The 17,539-nt window shown below is 58.5% G+C and carries 16 protein-coding genes and 1 pseudogene; 10 read left to right on the forward strand and 7 right to left on the reverse strand.

Annotation, left to right across the window (positions count from 1 at the left end; genetic code table 11):
• Window positions 1-192: 192 nt before the first annotated feature.
• The 4 genes from ACMXYI_RS18470 (at window position 193) to ACMXYI_RS18485 (ending at window position 4,580) form a co-directional block, all read left to right on the forward strand.
• Window positions 193-2,202, forward strand: a complete 2,010-nt coding sequence (locus ACMXYI_RS18470) for a putative bifunctional diguanylate cyclase/phosphodiesterase (protein WP_415768471.1) — start codon at window positions 193-195, stop codon at window positions 2,200-2,202.
• A 152-nt stretch (window positions 2,203-2,354) separates the two neighbouring features.
• Window positions 2,355-2,621 (forward strand): ParD-like family protein, encoded by a 267-nt coding sequence (locus tag ACMXYI_RS18475; RefSeq protein WP_415768472.1) that lies wholly within the window; start codon window positions 2,355-2,357, stop codon window positions 2,619-2,621.
• Window positions 2,618-3,409, forward strand: a complete 792-nt coding sequence (map, locus tag ACMXYI_RS18480) for a type I methionyl aminopeptidase (RefSeq protein WP_415768473.1) — start codon at window positions 2,618-2,620, stop codon at window positions 3,407-3,409. Before ACMXYI_RS18475 ends, map begins: the two co-directional genes overlap by 4 nt.
• 157 nt (window positions 3,410-3,566) lie before the next feature.
• Window positions 3,567-4,580 carry a GlxA family transcriptional regulator gene (locus ACMXYI_RS18485; protein ID WP_415768474.1) on the forward strand — a complete coding sequence of 338 codons (1,014 nt, stop codon included), beginning with the start codon at window positions 3,567-3,569 and terminating at the stop codon, window positions 4,578-4,580.
• A gap of 21 nt (window positions 4,581-4,601) precedes the next feature.
• Here ACMXYI_RS18485 and ACMXYI_RS18490 read toward each other — a convergent pair whose 3' ends face one another.
• The gene (locus tag ACMXYI_RS18490) at window positions 4,602-5,162 is read right to left on the reverse strand and encodes a hypothetical protein (protein ID WP_415768475.1); all 561 of its coding nucleotides are present in this window, start codon (window positions 5,160-5,162) and stop codon (window positions 4,602-4,604) included.
• Window positions 5,163-5,635: 473 nt separating this feature from the next.
• On the opposite strand from ACMXYI_RS18490, the gene ACMXYI_RS18495 reads away from it, so the two are divergent.
• Window positions 5,636-6,511 (forward strand): alpha/beta fold hydrolase, encoded by an 876-nt coding sequence (locus ACMXYI_RS18495; protein ID WP_415768476.1) that lies wholly within the window; start codon window positions 5,636-5,638, stop codon window positions 6,509-6,511.
• On the opposite strand, the pseudogene ACMXYI_RS18500 reads toward ACMXYI_RS18495, so the two are convergent.
• Window positions 6,485-7,129: pseudogene (locus ACMXYI_RS18500) on the reverse strand (metallophosphoesterase); the annotation flags it as partial. The gene ACMXYI_RS18495 and the pseudogene ACMXYI_RS18500 overlap by 27 nt on opposite strands.
• Complete coding sequence (locus ACMXYI_RS18505) at window positions 7,096-8,307, reverse strand: diaminopropionate ammonia-lyase (RefSeq protein ID WP_415768477.1); 1,212 nt, start codon at window positions 8,305-8,307, stop codon at window positions 7,096-7,098. The gene ACMXYI_RS18505 and the pseudogene ACMXYI_RS18500, both read right to left, overlap by 34 nt.
• Window positions 8,308-8,446: 139 nt before the next feature.
• On the opposite strand from ACMXYI_RS18505, the gene ACMXYI_RS18510 reads away from it, so the two are divergent.
• Window positions 8,447-8,914, forward strand: a complete 468-nt coding sequence (locus ACMXYI_RS18510; RefSeq protein ID WP_415768478.1) for an Lrp/AsnC family transcriptional regulator — start codon at window positions 8,447-8,449, stop codon at window positions 8,912-8,914.
• Between the two features lie 38 nt (window positions 8,915-8,952).
• Here ACMXYI_RS18510 and ACMXYI_RS18515 read toward each other — a convergent pair whose 3' ends face one another.
• The 3 genes from ACMXYI_RS18515 to ACMXYI_RS18525 form a co-directional block, all read right to left on the reverse strand.
• On the reverse strand, window positions 8,953-9,339 hold the full coding sequence (locus ACMXYI_RS18515) for a DUF488 domain-containing protein (protein WP_415768479.1): 387 nt from the start codon (window positions 9,337-9,339) through the stop codon (window positions 8,953-8,955).
• Window positions 9,340-9,355: 16 nt separating this feature from the next.
• On the reverse strand, window positions 9,356-10,075 hold the full coding sequence (gene pcsA, locus ACMXYI_RS18520; RefSeq protein WP_415768480.1) for a phosphatidylcholine synthase: 720 nt from the start codon (window positions 10,073-10,075) through the stop codon (window positions 9,356-9,358).
• A gap of 247 nt (window positions 10,076-10,322) precedes the next feature.
• Complete coding sequence (locus ACMXYI_RS18525) at window positions 10,323-10,748, reverse strand: GNAT family N-acetyltransferase (protein ID WP_415768481.1); 426 nt, start codon at window positions 10,746-10,748, stop codon at window positions 10,323-10,325.
• Between the two features lie 171 nt (window positions 10,749-10,919).
• Between ACMXYI_RS18525 and ACMXYI_RS18530 the strand changes: the two genes are divergently transcribed.
• The gene (locus ACMXYI_RS18530; RefSeq protein WP_415768482.1) at window positions 10,920-11,645 is read left to right on the forward strand and encodes a tellurite resistance TerB family protein; all 726 of its coding nucleotides are present in this window, start codon (window positions 10,920-10,922) and stop codon (window positions 11,643-11,645) included.
• 227 nt (window positions 11,646-11,872) lie between these two features.
• Here ACMXYI_RS18530 and ACMXYI_RS18535 read toward each other — a convergent pair whose 3' ends face one another.
• Window positions 11,873-12,325: a cupin domain-containing protein gene (locus ACMXYI_RS18535; protein ID WP_415768483.1), complete on the reverse strand. Its 453-nt coding sequence runs from the start codon at window positions 12,323-12,325 to the stop codon at window positions 11,873-11,875.
• Window positions 12,326-12,519: 194 nt separating this feature from the next.
• On the opposite strand from ACMXYI_RS18535, the gene ACMXYI_RS18540 reads away from it, so the two are divergent.
• From ACMXYI_RS18540 to ligD, 3 genes are read left to right on the forward strand one after another with little or no spacing between them, the layout of a single operon-like run.
• Window positions 12,520-13,905, forward strand: a complete 1,386-nt coding sequence (locus ACMXYI_RS18540; RefSeq protein WP_415768484.1) for an iron-containing redox enzyme family protein — start codon at window positions 12,520-12,522, stop codon at window positions 13,903-13,905.
• A gap of 10 nt (window positions 13,906-13,915) precedes the next feature.
• Window positions 13,916-14,911, forward strand: a complete 996-nt coding sequence (locus ACMXYI_RS18545) for a methyltransferase (protein ID WP_415768485.1) — start codon at window positions 13,916-13,918, stop codon at window positions 14,909-14,911.
• A complete protein-coding gene (ligD, locus tag ACMXYI_RS18550; protein ID WP_415768486.1) occupies window positions 14,908-17,499 on the forward strand; it encodes a DNA ligase D in 2,592 nt (863 codons plus the stop codon). Before ACMXYI_RS18545 ends, ligD begins: the two co-directional genes overlap by 4 nt.
• Window positions 17,500-17,539 lie beyond the last annotated feature (40 nt).

A 17,539-nucleotide genomic window follows, 5' to 3' on the forward strand; every position in this document is an offset into this window, starting at 1 on the left:
ATTCTGAGCATCATCGAGTGGGGGTACAAACGATGATTGCTCAGCACTTCATTCCCTCAGCTATTGAAGTCCCTTGGGTAGGCGCACAGCCACTATTGAATAAACAAGGTCAGTTTCGTTTTCGACTAAGCTCAAGGTTTGGTGGATATTGCCAGGAAGAATGGAAGCAGCCACGTCTACATGAGGTAGCGCATGAGCAATTTACCGCCAGCAAATCCAGAGCATCCCGAAGCCTTTGCACGTGTCATCGCCGTATCCAGGCTTATACATTGGAGTAACACCATACCCAGCAGGTGGGCGCGCTATGGTCTGGTCGTCGTACTGCTGACAATCAGCGGCTTTGCGGTGTGGTCTTCAATCACCACCGGGCGCCTGGGGCAGGAGGCGATCGCCTCGAGCGTTCTGTCCGACCACTACACAGCGGCGGCGACCGCGGTGGCTGCCGCCGAGTCGCTGGAGCGCCTGTATCGCTTGGAACCGGGGCCGCAAGTGCTTCGTCGCTTCAATCAAAACGTGCAGGTGCTGACGCATGCACTCGAGCGTATTCGCCACTCCGGATCGTCTGTGGACCGCCTCCTTGTCGAGGAGGTTCGCACGGCACTGATTCTCTACCTGGAAAGCGTCAACAAGTTGTTCAAGGCCGTTGACGGTGGGAATGAAGCCGAGGTACGCAGGATCGACAATGACGAGGGCGACCCGCGGTTTGAAAAGATTGAAAGAGTCGTTTTGCAAGCCGCTGCCGATCACCACGAGGAGTCTATCGTGGCGCTGGAGAAGCTGCGCACACGGGAGGCTTTCAACGCCAATAGCACGCCAATCGTTTTTATCGCCGGGCTGCTTCTCGCTGGCCTGTTCGCCCAAGTGCTGCGGCGCACACGTGTCGAGCTCGACAGTCAACGCAAGGACGCCTTGCACGCGTCGCTGCATGACAAGCTCACCGGACTGGCTAACCGGACCCTCCTGGCTGACCGTTTCGAGCAGGCACTGCGCCTTGGTCGCCGACAGGGGTCAACCACGGGCCTGTTGCTGATCGATCTTGACCGATTCAAGGACGTCAACGACACCCTGGGGCACCACTACGGGGACAGCCTGCTCGACCAGATCGGCAAGCGGCTGATCAGCGAGGCGCGGGAAATCGACACGGTCGCCCGGTTGGGAGGTGATGAGTTTGCGATTCTGCTTCCCGCCGTCGAAGGCCTGGAGGGGGCATTGAAAGCAGCGCAACGGCTGCACACCGCGATTACCGCATCGTTCGAAATCGACGGGATCGAACTGGATGTCGAAGCCAGTTTTGGGGTGGTGGTTTCGGGTCTGCACGGCGACGATCCTTCGACGCTCATGCAGCGCGCCGACATCGCCATGTATGCGGCCAAGAAGCAGGGCAAGGGCATACTCGCCTACGACCCGGGAGGGGATCGACGCTCTCCGGAACGCCTGGCCATGCTCGGCGAATTGCGCCGAGGTCTGGATCGCGGCGAATTGTTCCTGGAGTACCAGCCCAAGGTCAGTCTGAGCACAGGAGAAGTCACCGGCGTCGAGGCGTTGGTGCGCTGGCAGCATCCGGTGCGCGGCCGCGTGAATCCGGATGAGTTCATTCCGTTTGCCGAACTCACCGGGATCATCGGCTCCCTGACTCAATACGTGCTGAACCTCGCGCTGTCTCAAGTGCGGGCCTGGGCCGATGCCGGGATATGCATACCGGTTGCCGTGAACATTTCTGCACGCAACCTGCTGGACGACAAGTTGGTGGCTCAGATCGTCGATCTGCTTGAATACCACAAACTGACCCCGAACATGCTCGTACTCGAAGTGACCGAGTCCGCCATCATGCTCGATTCCGATGCTGCTCGTACCATCCTGACGCAGCTGCATACGCTGGGCATCCATATCGCCATCGATGATTTCGGCGTCGGCTATACCAGTCTGGCTCAGTTGAAGGATTTGCCCATCAGTGAACTCAAGATCGACAAATCCTTTGTACTGGCCATGCAAAGCGATCAAGCCAATGAGTTAATCGTACGGAGCGTTGTCGATCTTGGTCACAATCTTGGCATGGCGGTCATCGCCGAAGGCGTAGAAACATCCGACGTGCTTGATGCACTGTGCGGTTACCACTGCGACATGGCCCAGGGTTTTCACGTCTGCCGACCGGTAAGCGCCGAAGCGTTCATGCAGTGGTATGAAGAGCGAGAGCGCAAGTAGTTCAGCAGCCTCTCACCGATTCGGGGTACATCCGCTGATATTGACCAACCGCGACCAGCGACCTCAGCGCACCCGTTCTGTCCATGAAATTGCAATTTCACACGACTACCGACTAATATACGATCCATATACATTTCATATTGGATTGAGCAGTGGGTATCGTAAAAATTTCAGAAGCCATGCACGAGAATCTGCGCGTCGCCAGCGATGCGTTGAGTCGCTCGATCAACGCCCAAGCCGAGCACTGGATGCGCATCGGGATGCTTGCGGAGTTACATCCCAACCTGGACCACAGCGACATCTGCCGCTTGCTGATTCGTGCCGAACTGGCTGGCGGCCTCGATGTAAAACAGCTGTGCGCACTCGCCGATTATTCGCAAAGCACCCAGGTTGATGCAGCATCAGGAGCCAAGCAATGAAGGCCAATGTTGCTATCAATACCCCGGCAGAAATAGCCATGTCTCGTGCTGCGGGCACGCTGGCCGCCGAGGTCCTGGCCATGATTGCTCCGCATGTCAAAGCGGGGGGCACCACCGACGAACTTGATCGGCTCTGTCACGACTACATCGTCAACGTGCAGAAAGCCATTCCGGGCAATGTCGGCTATCACGGCTTCCCGAAAACCGTGTGTACCTCGGTCAACCAAGTGGTCTGCCATGGCATTCCTTCGGCCACGCCACTAAAGGATGGCGACATCGTCAATATCGACATTGCCGTTATCAAGGAGGGTTGGTACGGCGACACCAGCCGCATGTACTTCGTGGGTGAGCCCGGCCCGGATGCCCGGCGCCTGGCAGATACGACCTATGAAGCGATGTGCGCCGGTATTCGCGTCGTCCGCCCCGGCGCTACGCTGGGTGACATTGGCCATGCCATTCAAAAGGTGGCCGAAAGAGACGGGTTCAGCGTCGTGCGCGAATACTGCGGTCACGGTATCGGCAAGATTTATCACGATGAGCCGCAGGTGCTTCACTATGGCTTCCCAGGCCAGGGCCTGACACTGAAAGCCGGCATGATCTTCACCATTGAGCCCATGTTGAACGCTGGCAAACGCCATGTGAAAACCCTGGCTGATGGTTGGACCGTGGTCACCAAAGACCACTCACTCTCGGCTCAGTGGGAGCATATGGTGGCGGTCACTGACGACGGCTTCGAGGTTCTGACTCGTTGGCCCGATAGTGTCGATGGGTATGCCGCCATCGTTTAGGCGCGGCTTGCGAGTGATTCAAGGCTGCGTCACGGCTTTCAGCTGGCCTGATCAATCGCAAAATGGCGCTAGTGGTTTTGAAACTTCTACAGTTAGCATTGAGGTTTATCAACGCACCCAATGACCGGTTGGGTTACGTAACCGAGTAGGCCGAACATTGATCGAACGACGTCAATTTAGCGGAGGCATGAAGGGGAAGAATCTCCGCTATCTGAATGAGAACCCCAACGAGAAAACTCAAATGGTTCGGGCAGGATTTCTGTTGCTTGAGCATTTCTCGCTGCCCGCATTCACGCAAGCACTGGATACGATTGTCACCGCGAATCTTCTGCGACCCGGGTTGTTCTCTTCCCGAACGTTCGGTTTGACCGATGAGGAAGTCATCAGTGACCTGGGCCTGGTCATTCGCCCGGATGCCCGTTTCGATTGTTCAGCGATCCACGACCTGGATCTTCTGGTCATTTGTGGCGGCTACAGGACAGAACTCAAAGCGACGGATGAACTCATCTCCCTGTTGAGGGCTGCATCAGACCAGGGTGTCAGTCTGGCCGGGTTGTGGAATGGCGCATGGTTCCTGGGAAGGGCAGGCTTGCTTGACGGATATCGTTGCGCGATTCACCCCGAACATCGCCCCGCGCTCGCGGAAATCTCCAAGGCGACGCATGTCACCAGTGAGCCCTACGTCATCGATCGAGACCGGCTCACGGCTTCCAGTCCCTCGGGGGCATTCCACATGGCGCTGGACTGGATCAAAGGCTTGCACGACAAAGCCCTCGTCGAGGGTATCGAGGACATCCTGGCTTTCGAGGAGTCGCGTTATCGGCGCATAAAACCGACTGAAAATGTCTGCGTGAGTGCGCCATTACGCGAGGTGGTGAAGCTGATGGATGCCAACCTCGAAGAGCCTCTGGAGTTGGAGCAGTTGGCCGTATATGCAGGCCGATCGCGTCGACAACTCGAGCGCTTGTTCAAGGAGCAACTGGGCACAACGCCGCAACGGTATTACATGGAATTGCGGATTACCGAGGCGCGTCGGTTGCTCCAGCACACGGAGCTGTCCCAGGTAGACGTGTTGGTTGCGTGTGGCTTTGTATCGCCCAGCCACTTCAGCAAGTGCTATAGCTCGTACTTCGGATACAGGCCTTCCAAGGAAACGCGACTGGTCAAATAGCACTGCTTCTTGAGTCTGTGCTTACGGACGGCGGCTTGCCCGGTAGGTATGTCGCAAAGCAATCAACATAAACAGGGTGATCAGGCCGAAGGCCAACCCACGAGTAATCGCCGCTTTAACCAATGGCACAGGGTTGTCTTGTTGGCAGGCTGCGCTATCGGCTTCCGCGACGGTGATTTGCCCGTAGTCTGTCAGGTGCCGCTTTTCGCCATTCAGGATCGCCGACTGTTGCTCCAGATCCAAAGTCTGATACTTCCAGAGCGTTGGCGATCCTTCTCGGCAATAGGTGAACGTTTTCGGGTTTGACGCAGCAATGATACAAGCGTCGTTGATGCCCCGTTTTTTCAGCGTTTCAGCAGCCGACCTTGTGAAGTCCAGGTCCAAGACGGGAATAATCCCTGTGGCAGACGCCGCGACCGAAACCAAAAGGCTGCCCGCGACGCAGATGGTTGAAATTTTCAAGGCAGGGTTCCCCTTGTTGATTTTTTGTTTTTGTGTTTGCGCGCGGAGCGTGGCCAGCCTGCCTTTAAAGAAGCTTGGCAATAAATAAGCCAGCCAGCTCTGGCGGGCGAAAGTCCCCAACCTTGGGGGGATTCCTGAAAGTGGGGTGGTCTGCCTCAGCACCAGCGCTCGCCTACCAAGCCCTGTCAGGCATAAACACTCGACATTCCGCAAAGATGGCCAGGTACCGCAAAGGTCCCAAAGCAAGGCCTGGGCCAATAGCCAAGTTCGACCATCACGCCGTCTCCGACGCAATAACTTGTCTGCGTTCTTGCAGACGAGGAAATCCCTGCTTAACTCTGAACATATGGTCAGTCAGTGACTATTTGGTCACGGTAACCATCCGAGCACCCTCGCGCTGTTGTCGCTTGTCCGTGTTGCCAGATTAAGCCCGAGGAGGCCTATGCGTTGTCGCTTGAAAATCACCCTGAGTTATTAATGTATTGGCCTGGCATTTCGCTGTCAGGTCCACGTGTTCTGCTGTCTGCGATAGGGCCCTGTGGGCATCCCAAACGCTGTGCGCTTAGTCCAATGGGTTCAAGGAAGTAAATGTCATGATGCCGAAAACTGCCATCGTCGAGATCTGCGGGAAGTACAAGGTTTATACCGAGCACTATCTCAACACTGCCGCTGACAAGACCATCATTCTGGTCAATGGCTCACTGGCAACGACCGCATCTTTTGCCCAAACGGTGCGTTACCTGCAGCCGCGATTCAATGTGGTTCTCTACGACCAGCCCTACGCCGGTCAGTCAAAGGAACACAACCTCCACGGCCAACCGATCCGAAAGGAAGACGAGGCCGCGATACTGCTGGATTTAATCGAACACTTTGGTGCGCACCACGTGCTGTCCTTTTCCTGGGGCGGTGCGGCCACCTTGCTGGCGCTGGCTCAGCGGCCGCGACGAATCGAGAAGGCGGTGATCAATTCATTCGCAGCGCGTATCAATACACCGATGCGCGACTACCTGGAGAGCGGCCTGAACCATCTTCAGGCTTGTGACCGCCTCAATGTCGGTCGCTTGATCAACAGCACGATTGGCAAGCACCTGCCATCGCTGTTCAAACGCTTTAATGACCGCCACGTCAGAAGCCTGGACGAGCACGAGTACAGGCAGATGCATTTCCACGTCAATGAGGTGCTGACCCAAGACACCCATTGCTATGTCGCCTGTGCCGCTGCCATCGAAATACCGCTGCTGTTTGTCAACGGCGAATGGGATGAGTACACCTCGGTCGAAGACGCCCGGCTGTTCGCCGATCATGCGTCTCAGTCCCGGTTCCATACCATCAAGAACGCCGGGCACTTCCTCGATATGGAACATGTCGCGGCCTGGCAAGAAACCCGGCAGGCCTTGCTCGGTTTTCTGGACCCGGCTTCCAGGAGGCAGGGCCGCGTTGCCTCAGATATCCAGGTCAATCACGTATGAGCCATTGAATTCCGGATTTTCATTAATGCCATTTTTTGCATAGCCCCGGGCGTTGCAAATGACGCGAGTTTTACCCACTTGGTAGTCAAAGCTCCCATGGGTATGGCCATGCAGCCAAAGTGCCGGCTGCCAGACCTTGATCCGGTCTTCGAGGTCTGAAACAAAACTCGCGTTAATCGGCGAACGCTCAAACAGCGGGCCTATGCTCAACCGTGTCGGTGCAAAATGCGAAACCACCACCGTGGGAATGGTTCTGTCGCGGGTGAAGCAGTCTTCCAGCCAGGCGACGGTCTGTAAGAAAATCAGTTGGGAAATTGCCGGGCTGAACAGGTCTGGAAAATCTGGCGAGATTTTTATGTGGGTGAAGTCCCGCATGAGCTTCGTAGCCAGATCAACACCCTGTGCCCGATCCTCCGCAGAGTCGAAAAGTCGATAGTCAGACCACAGCGTGCAACCCAAAAAACGCACGCCGTTGTGAAGATACTCCGAGCGTTCCAATACGTGGATCTGTGTACCTTCCGACAACCTGTTCAAGTGCTCGCAGGTAGAGATCAAGTCGCTGCCATAAAACTCGCCGCCACACCTTATTTTCGTTGCAGCCAGAGGTGCTGGCGTTGCAGCACCGATTGAGCCGTCTCTCCCACCAGTTCGCTGTAAACGGCAGGAGCGGTGGCGCCTTCGGTGCTGATGAGCAGAATCCGTGAAGACTCATCAAGGCCTGCTTCAGCAGCGAGGTGTGGCGACTTGAGCAACTGGATCAGCCCCGCGAGCCCGGCCACCGCCGACTCACCGGCCACCAGCGGAACGTCCCGATCACTGCCCCGCGCAAGCATGCGCATGGCGCTGACGGCATCCTCATCTTCAATCGTCATGAAATGGTCGATGCTGTTCTGCAGGAACTTCCAGGCCAGAGGTGAAGTTTCACCGCAGGCCAGCCCGGCCATCACCGAATCCACCGAGCCTTGGGTTTTCGCCGCATGGCCGGCGAGGGCGCTTTGGAACAGGCAGTCGGCCTGTTGCGGTTCGACGACGATCATCGCCGGTCGTGCAGCGCCGTAAAGCTCCCAGAAATAACTGGCGAGGCCCGCCGCCAGACCACCCACGCCGCCCTGAAGGAATACGTGAGTGAAGCCTTGGCCATCGACCTGCTCAACGATTTCCGCGGCGATAGTGCCGTAGCCTTGCATCACGTCCCGGGGAATGTCTTCGTAGCCCTCGTAGGAGGTATCGGACACCACCTGCCAGTCGTGCTCGACGGCCAGCGCTGCGGCTTCTTCAACCGATTCATCGTAGTTGCCGGGGACTCGCACGATCCGTGCGCAATAGGCGGCGATGGCCTGTTCCCGTTCGATGCTGACGTTGGCGTGCAGCACGATGACGCAACGGCAACCGACGCTTTGTGCCGCAGCGGCGAGGGCGCGGCCATGATTGCCGTCGGTGGCGCTGATCACCGTAAAGTCCTTCAAGGCGTCGCCGTAGTCGCCCATCAGCAGGCCCCAGGGTTCGAAAGGGTGTTCGGGGAACAGCCGCAGGATTAACCGCACCAGGGCAATCGGTGCGCCCAGTGCCTTGAAACTGCCCAGCTGCGAACGGCTCGACTCATCCTTGATCAGGAGCCCGGCGATACCGAGATGGGCGGCCAGGTCGGGCAGGCTGAACAAGGGTGTGCCGGCGCGGTTGAGGGTGTTCCAGTTCGCCAGCCAGGTGCGGCTTTCGGCGGCTGTCTGAATGTTCAGGATGGCCTTGAGGTCATCGGGGTAGGTATTACGGCGGGCGTTGGGGTTGGCGATCAGCATAGTCGGCTCCAAGTGGTGGGCAGCGGAGTGAAATAATATCTCGCGGCTGTCACACTCATTTCTTGAAATCGGCATCGTCGACGCACTTCCATTACCCATTCATGCGGTTTACATCAATTTTATTGCGAGTCCCCTCACCATGAGTCTCGATGCCTTCGACCTGAAGCTGATTGCCGAAGTCCAGCAAGATGCCGGCCTGTCCCAGAGCGAACTGGGCGCGCGGGTCAATTTGTCCTCGGCCGCCGTTAACCGCCGCCTTAAACGCCTGACTCAGGATGGCTTCATCAAAGGCACTGTGGCTGTGGTGGATCAGGAGAAACTCGGCTACCCGCTGACCATCGTCGCCCAAGTCGAAGTGGAGAGTGAGCGTCTGGATCTGCTGGACGCCATGAAGCGCAGCTTCGCCAACTGCCCGCAGGTGCAGCAGTGTTACTACGTGGCCGGGGAGTGGGACTTTGTGCTGGTGCTGGCAGTGCGCAACATGGAGCAGTACACGGAGTTGACGCGTGAGTTGTTTTTCGAGAACAACAATGTGAAGCGGTTCAAGACGCTGGTTTCCATGAGCAACGTCAAGGTGGGATTACAGGTGCCGGTGGAGGTTGCCTGATCTTGAGCGGTCAATGTCCCAGTCGCCTGCGCCAGCGACTATTTGAGCTGCGCACCACGTGCTTCTAACAACTCCCGCAATACCGACCGATGGCAATGCGCTTCATTTTCGCAATAACAGCCAATGGCCATTGACGTTTGATGGGACAACGCCGCCAACAAATCGAGTAATTGGCTGGGCGCCGGGTGGTTCATTTCAGTCTTGAACTTGCGCTTGAACACTTCCCACGCCTTGTCGTCTTCCGCCACTTTGGCTTCTGCGACCAATTCTGCACTCGGAGACAGCAGCGGCTGCCACACGTCATAAAAATCACGACTGGCAAACTCGGCCTTGGGCACGCCACGCGGTGGGCGACGTACCGTGCCCAGGCGCAGGCCTTCATTGGCTGCGCGCGGTGAACCGAGGCGCACAATATGGATGGGCATGGTCGATGTGTTCCCCTTACCCCCGCGTGTTTTCGAACCACTCCAGCGCCGTGCGCCAGATGCAGATCCCCAGGAAGTAAGCCGACATCAGTAGCCAAAGCCCCATCACCAGCGGGTTGATCACCGGATGGTTGACCACCAGCGACAAACTGCACAGCAGCCAGATGGCCGTCACGGCGATGTTGATCGGCATGAACTTGCGTACGCGGAACGGGTGGAGGAACTTCATCCGGGTCACGGTCAACAGCGCCAGGCCGATGATGGTGAGAAAAGTGATCCACGGCGACGGGGCGATAATGTAGAGGCACAGGGCAACCACGTTCCAGGCGGCGGGGAAGCCCTGGAAGTAGTTGTCCTTGCTCTTCATGTTGACGTTGCAGAAGCAAAACAGCGACGAGACCAGAATCAGCGACACGGACAGCAGCAGTGTGTAGTCCGGCAAGGGGATGTAACGATAAATGAACAGCGCGGGGATAAACACGTACGTCAGGTAGTCGATGACCAGATCGAGGATCGAGCCATCGAAACTTGGCAGTACCGACTGGACATTGACCTTGCGTGCCAACGCGCCATCCAGCCCATCGACGATCAGGGCGACGCCCAGCCACAGCAGGCAGTTTGTGGCCTGGTTTTCCAGCAGTGCGAGGGTCGCGAGGAAGGCGGTGACCACGCCGGTGGCGGTAAAACCATGGGCGCCCCATGCTTTGAGCCTGGCGATGTGTAAGGTCGATATCACGGGGGCGTTCTCCAGAAAGTGAAGCAAGCCTGTTATCACCCTTCAATTGGGGGTGTCGGCAAACCAAGTCAGGTTGCATGTATCGACCGGGTATCCGGGGATAAGGTTCACCATCTGTAAATCTTAGCTGGGCCGCAAAAAAATACCCCGGATAAATCCAGACGTATTAAATGAAACATCGGCGCAGGGCGACAGCTTTTATTCAAACGCGGTAATCGGCGGATGGATCGACTGTAGACAGGCTCATTCACAGCGCCTTGCTCATGAACACCCGACTCGTGCCTGGCGGGTCGCAAGGCACTTCGCCGAAGCGCTGCCAGCCGTGTTTTTCATAGAACTGCGGGGCCTGGAAACTGAGGGTATAGAGCACCGCCGAGCGGCAACCGCGACGACGGCCTTCGTCCTCGTACGCGTTGAGCAGCCGAGAGCCGAGCCCGGAGCCGCGCAGTGACTCGGGCAAGTAGAAAAGATCGAGAAACAGCAGACCGAGCGACGTACGCCCGGTAATACCGCCCAGCACTTGATGGGTATCCGGATCACGGACCGTTACTGCCAGCGACTGGCGGTCGTTGATGCCGGTCATCTGATTATTGAAGGCACTCAGCCCGGCGCTGAGTACGTGCTCGACTTCAGGTTCGATGACGTCGCTGACGACAATCAGGTGGCGGTGCATGTGTTCGTTGATCCTGTGGGCATCGGGTTAGCGAGGGTAGAACACTCGCAGCCGATGGTCATCAGGGTCAAGGGCAATAAGGGTTTCATGTCAGCCAAACGGTGGTGGCGCATTTGCCGGCGAGGACTATCGTTGCCTGACTGGACCACTCCAACCGATGAGGACATCGTCATGAACACCAGCGATCTGCTCGAACAATTATTAAGGGCCGGCCAGGGCTCAGCGTCGCAACAGAGTGGCGGTGGCGCGTCGGCCCAAGGTGGTCTCGGCGGTCTCGGTGGGTTGCTCGGCGGCCTGTTGGGCGGTGGTGCCGGGTCGAGCGCCGGGGGCGGTGGCCTGGGTGGTTTGCTCGGTGGTCTGCTGGGCGGTGGCACCGCCATGGGCGGTTCGACCCAGACTCGCTCGGGTGGCGGCACCAACTATGCGGCGCTGGCTTCGCTCGGAATGATGGCATTCCAGGCCTATCAAGCCTGGCAACGCAGCCAGGCCTCGGCGCCGCAACAGGCACCGCGCACTGTCGACCTGTTGTCCGGCCCGGAAGTCGAGGACCACAGCCATGCGATTCTTCGTGCATTGATTGCGGCGGCCAAGGCCGATGGCCGGATTGATGACGCCGAGAAGCAGATGATCAGCACCGAAATCGGCCGCCACACCGACGACCCAGAGCTCCAGCAATGGCTGGATGACGAAGTCGCGCGGCCGCTGGACGCCGCCGATGTGGCGCAGTCGGCCACGGATTCCGGCATGGCGGCGGAGATGTACCTGGCCAGTGTGATGCTGGTGGACGATCAGCAGGACGCCGAACGCGGCTATCTGGATGAACTGGCTGCGGCACTGAGTATCGATCCGGAGCTGCAAGTGCATCTGGAGCAGCAGGCCAAAGGTGGCGTGGCCTGATCATAAAAAAACGGTTTAAGAAGGCTGATGCCAATCATTTAATGAACGACACAACCCGTAGCAGCTGGCGAAGCCTGCGTTCGGCTGCGCAGCAGTCGTGAAATCAGACGATGCGGTGTTTCAGGAAGACCGCAAACTCAGGTTTTACGACTGCTGCGCAGCCGAACGCAGGCTTCGCCAGCTGCTACATTACCCAGCGAAGGCCTTTTTTTTCGTTAGTCTGGCCTCTACAGGGGTTCAGGCGCTTTCGGCACCAGAAACGTAACCCCGAAACTCTCGGCGATCTCCAGTATCCGCGGCAAATCCTGCGGCACTTTGAGTTGATCCAGCGCGGCAAAGAACTGACCTCCGCGCGGATCAGACACCACACCAATCATCTTCGCCGTCGCGCTGATGTTCTTGTAAGCATGAACAGTCCCACCGGGGATATGCACATAACCCCCGGGGAAAACGGTGGTGGCCTTGCCCGCAACTGTCACTTCCACCTGCCCGTCGATGACGTAGAACGCTTCGTCCCAAGGGTGAAAGTGCGCAGGCGGCCCGCCGCCTTGCACGCCTTCCTGGATATGCATTTCAAAAGGTTTGCTCAGATCCCCGCCCGCAAGAATGGTGATGGCCTCACCCACGACACTGACCGGGTCGGGTTTTTTTTCGGGCTCGATGACATGAACCGTTCGCATGATTGCTCTCCGAAGGATGAGTCCACACCCGCTGAGTATATTCACTTGATCTGGCGCCGGGTGCCGCGTCACAAGCCCGTCTGTCCGGGGGATTTCAACGCCGATGGAATTTTCTTCCGGGGGTGTCGCTCTGCTGATGTAGAGACGTGCTGATTCAGCGTCCTGCCACTGGCCTCAGACCGAGAGACACGCCCATGACTGCCCTGACACGACTTGAATCCCAGCCGGCTCACGAACGTACGAGCCTGACCGCCGGCAGCATAAAACCTGTCTATGAACAGTTATTGCTGAGCGACGATATCGAACACCAGCGCGCACTCGGTAAAACCTTCCTCGAGGCTCAACTTGCGCAGGCAACGGACCTGCCTGAGGACATGCCGCGAGACCTGTCGGCCCTGCAAACCTTTGTCGAACAGCACTGCGCCGACGTGGCTCGCCAATACGCCGACTACCTGCAAGCGCGCAAGGACGGCGGGCCTCGGCAGTTCTTCACCAACAAGGCGCACGCATTGTTTTTCCTGCAAGCCGTTGCCCCGACCAAACTGGTGGACGGCGCGTGGCTGTATGGCCTGCTGCGGCACTGGCATGACCCGCGTTTCGAAGGGCTGATTTGCACCTATCTGGAAGAGTTGGGCGACGGCAACCCGGCGCAAAATCATGTGGTGATTTACCGCAAGCTGCTCGCCGAACATGGCTTGCTGGACAACGCGTTCATCCCGGACGAGCGTTACCTGCAAGGCGCGGTGCAATTGGCGCTGGGTTATTGCAGCGACGATTTTTTGCCGGAAGTGATCGGCTACAACCTCGGTTATGAACAACTGCCGCTGCATCTGCTGATCAGCGCCTATGAACTCAGCGAACTGGGCATCGATCCGTATTACTTCACCCTGCATGTGACCATCGACAATGCCAGCACCGGCCACGCGCAAAAGGCCGTGCAGTCGGTGCTGCAATTGTTGCCGGTGGAAGCCGACCGTGAAGACTTTCTGCGCAGGGTTGCGCTGGGGTATCGGCTCAACGATCTGGGGCAGGGCAGTCGCGCGATCATCGAATCGTTCGACCTGTACGGCGAATTGCTGAACATGCTTGAACGCAAGCGCCCGTTTGGTCAGCACATGCATTCCGACTACTGCCGGTTTGAAGGCAAGACCGTCAATCAATGGTTGTCGTCGCCGGAGCAGTTGCCAGGTTTCCTCATCGCGATGGAAAACAAGGGCTGGATCAAGCGTCACCAGGACCCGCAAGCCAGCCGTTTCTGGCAATTGGTCGAGGGCGACGGCGCGGCCATGTTCGGGGTGTTCAGCCCCTACGAAAAACAGCTGCTGCACGACTGGATTGCCGGGAACTGGCGACCTGAGCGAGCGCCGGCAGCGGTTCGACGCGGTAGCAGTGTCGCGACCGAACCACCAGTGCCCGTCAATGACCCAGATGTCCAAAGCCTGCACGCTACACTTAAAGGGCTTACCGCCGACGAGCAAATGCAAGTCTTGATTCCGTGGTTGTCCGCCCATCGGCACGCCCACCCCGCTGGCCTGATGGCCACGCGACGGTTCATCGAACTCAAATCCGGTTTTCGATAGGGAGCCCGTCATGAATCAGGAAGAACACCTTAGCGCCGCCGATCTGGCCTTGTTGCAACTGGGGCGCCGGTTGCAGGCCGACGGTTACCGTTTCATCACGCCAACGCCACTGACCCATCAGCGGGTCAATGATCGCTCCTTCGGGCAAAGTGCCCGGACCCTGCGCGAAGTGTTCGGCTGGTCGCGGTGGTTTGAGCCCGGACTGTTGTCGGTGGATGAGCAGCGGCAGTTGCAACAGGCGGGCGTCCTCGAGGAATGCAATGGTCGACTGAAAAGTCATGTGCGCTGGTCAAGCCTCGATGACCTGTTGTTCGTGCATTCGGGTTACCCCACTGACGCCGCTGACGCGGTGTTCTTCGGCCCCGACACTTATCGTTTTGCACAACTGATTCACGCCCATCTGCAACAGAGCTTCGCGCCGATCAGGCGCGCCGTGGACATTGGTTGCGGCGCTGGCGTTGGAGCGATCGTGATTGCCCGCGCCCGCCGTGAAGCCGAAGTGCTGGCCGTCGACATCAACCCGTTGGCGTTACGCATGACGGCGGTCAACGTCGCGCTCGCCGAGGTGGCTAACGTCAGCATCGAGGCCAGCGACGTGCTGCAGGACGTCGACGGCCACTTCGACTTGATCGTCGCCAATCCGCCCTACATGGCCGACCCGGCCGAGCGTGCTTACCGGCATGGCGGCGGCGCGCTGGGCGAGCAATTGTCGTTGCGCATTGTCGAGCAAGCCCTGCATCGATTGGCCCCCGGTGGGTCCCTGGTGCTGTACACCGGCGTGGCGATGATCGATGGTCTCGACCCGTTTCTGGATGCGGTGACTCCGTATCTGGAATCGCCGATGTTGGGCTGGACTTACCGCGAACTCGACCCTGACGTGTTCGGAGAAGAACTGTTGACCCCTGGCTATCAGCGGGTGGAACGCATTGCCGTCGTCGCCCTGATTGTCACGCGTATCGGCCCCGGCATCGGGGGCACCGTCACCTCGTCAGCAGGTGCGCCATGACCAGGAGCCTGGACGATTACAATCGCATGCGCGATTTCTCGGAGACCTCTGAACCGGCCGCCGGTAAATGTTCGGGCAAAAAAACCGCGAAAGACCATGCCTTGCAGTTCTGCATCCAGAAGCACGACGCCTCGCGCCTGCATTACGACTTTCGCCTGGAACTCGATGGCGCACTGAAAAGCTGGGCAGTGCCCAAAGGCCCGTCACTGGACCCCAAGGTCAAGCGCCTGGCGGTGCACGTCGAAGACCATCCAATTGATTACGCAACGTTCGAGGGCAGCATTCCCGAAGGGCATTACGGCGCTGGCGATGTGATTGTCTGGGATCGGGGGGTGTGGATTCCTCAGGACGATCCGGCCAAGGCGTACGCCAAGGGCAAGCTCAAATTCGAGCTAAAGGGCGAGAAGCTCGGTGGCCTGTGGAACCTGGTGCGCACGCACATGCCGGGCAAACAGGAGCAATGGTTTCTGATCAAGCATCAGGACGGCGCGGCCAAACCCGAAAGTGATTACGACGTGGTCGCCGCCGAGCCCGACAGCGTGCTCAGCGACCGGACTATCGTGGCCAAAAAGCCGAAGACCGCTGCAAAACCCAAACCGGTCAAAAAACCCGCCACCTCGGCGCGCAAGGAAAAGTCGGCGTCATTGACGGGCGCCCGCAAAGCCAAATTGCCGGAGCTGCTCAAACCGGAACTGGCGACGCTGGTCGAAAAGGCCCCGGGCGGCGAGTGGAGCTATGAGATCAAGTTCGATGGCTATCGGATCATGGCGCGCATCGACCACGACGAGGTCAAACTGTTCACCCGCAACGGTCACGACTGGACCCATAAACTGCCCGCACAAGCGGAGGCGTTGGCGGCGCTGGGTCTCGAATCCGCCTGGCTCGACGGGGAAATGGTGGTCGCCGACGAGCAGGGTGTACCGGACTTCCAGGCCTTGCAAAACGCCTTCGATTCGGGCCGCAGCGGCAACATCGTTTACTACCTGTTTGACATGCCTTACCTCAACGGCGTGGACCTGCGCGAAGTGCCTGTCGAGGAGCGAAGGGTTGCGCTGTCGACCGTGCTCAACCCCAACAAAGACCCGCTGCTGCGCTTCTCCGATGCCTTTAGTGAAGAACCGGAAGCCCTGCTCAATAGCGCCTGCCAAATGCAGATGGAAGGGCTGATCGGCAAGCGTCTGGGCTCGCCTTACGTGTCGCGACGGAGCAGTGACTGGATCAAGCTCAAGTGCAAGCATCGGCAGGAATTTGTGGTCGTCGGTTTCACTGACCCGAAAGGCTCGCGCAATGCCTTCGGTGCGCTGCTGCTGGGGTTGCATGACCGCGACAGCGGTGAGTTGCGTTACGCGGGCAAGGTCGGCACCGGGTTCAACGAGACGACGCTCAAGCGCATTTACGAGCAACTGAAACCGTTGCAAACCAAAAAGATTTCAGTGGTCAATCCACCGAGCGGTTTTGACGCCAAGGGTGTGCACTGGCTCAAGCCCACGCTGCTGGCTGAGGTCGCTTATGCCGAAATGACCAAAGAAGGTTCAGTCCGTCATGCGGTGTTCCATGGCCTGCGTGACGACAAACCTGCCGAAGACATTACCGAGGAGCGTCCGAAAGCCGTGAAGACTTCAGCCGCGAAAAAAACCACTGCCGAAAAACCTTCCACCCCTGCCAAAGAGAAAGCCGCGCCCGCGCCCTCACAAATCGGCCTGGGCGAGGGCAAGGTCCGCATCACTCACCCGGACCGAGTGATCGACGCCAGCAGCGGCACCACCAAAGTGCAACTGGCGGAGTATTACGCCAGCGTTGCCGAATGGATTTTGCCCGAGCTCAAGGACCGGCCCGTGGCGCTGGTGCGCGCGCCGGACGGCATCGCCGGCGAACTGTTTTTCCAGAAGAACGCCGAGCGCCTGGCTATTCCGGGGATCACCACCCTGGACAAGGCACTCACCGGCCAACCGGTGATGATCATCAACAACGTCGAAGCCCTGATCGGCGCCGTGCAGATGAGCACCGTCGAGTTGCACACCTGGAACGCCACCTCGGACAACCTCGACAAACCCGACCGCTTCGTCCTCGACCTCGACCCGGACCCGGCGCTGCCCTGGAAAAGTATGGTCGAAGCCACCCAACTGACCCTCTCGGTACTCGATGAACTGGGGCTCAAGGCGTTCCTCAAGACCAGCGGCGGCAAAGGGATTCACCTGGTGGTGCCACTGACTCGCAAGCTGGGTTGGGATGAGGTGAAGGACTTCAGCCACGCGATCGTCAGCCACATGGCCAAGTTGCTGCCGGAGCGTTTTTCCGCCGTGTCGGGCCCAAAGAACCGGGTCGGGCGGATCTTCATCGATTACCTGCGCAATGGTCTGGGCGCCACGACCATCTGCGCCTACGCCGTGCGCACCCGTGAAGGGCTGCCGGTGTCGGTGCCGATCTTTCGCGAAGAGGTGGGCGAGCTCAAGGGGGGCAATCAGTGGAACGTGCACACGGTGCATGAACGCCTGGCCGAGGTCGGTGATGAGCCTTGGAAGGATTTGAAGAAAACCCGGCAGTCGATTACTGCCGAGATGCGGCGGCGGGTAGGGATGAAAAAATAGCGGTTGGGGTGAACACTATCGGTGTAGGAGCTGGCGCAGC

This window comes from Pseudomonas lyxosi, assembly GCF_047758685.1.
In the GTDB taxonomy this organism is placed as follows: domain Bacteria; phylum Pseudomonadota; class Gammaproteobacteria; order Pseudomonadales; family Pseudomonadaceae; genus Aquipseudomonas; species Aquipseudomonas lyxosi.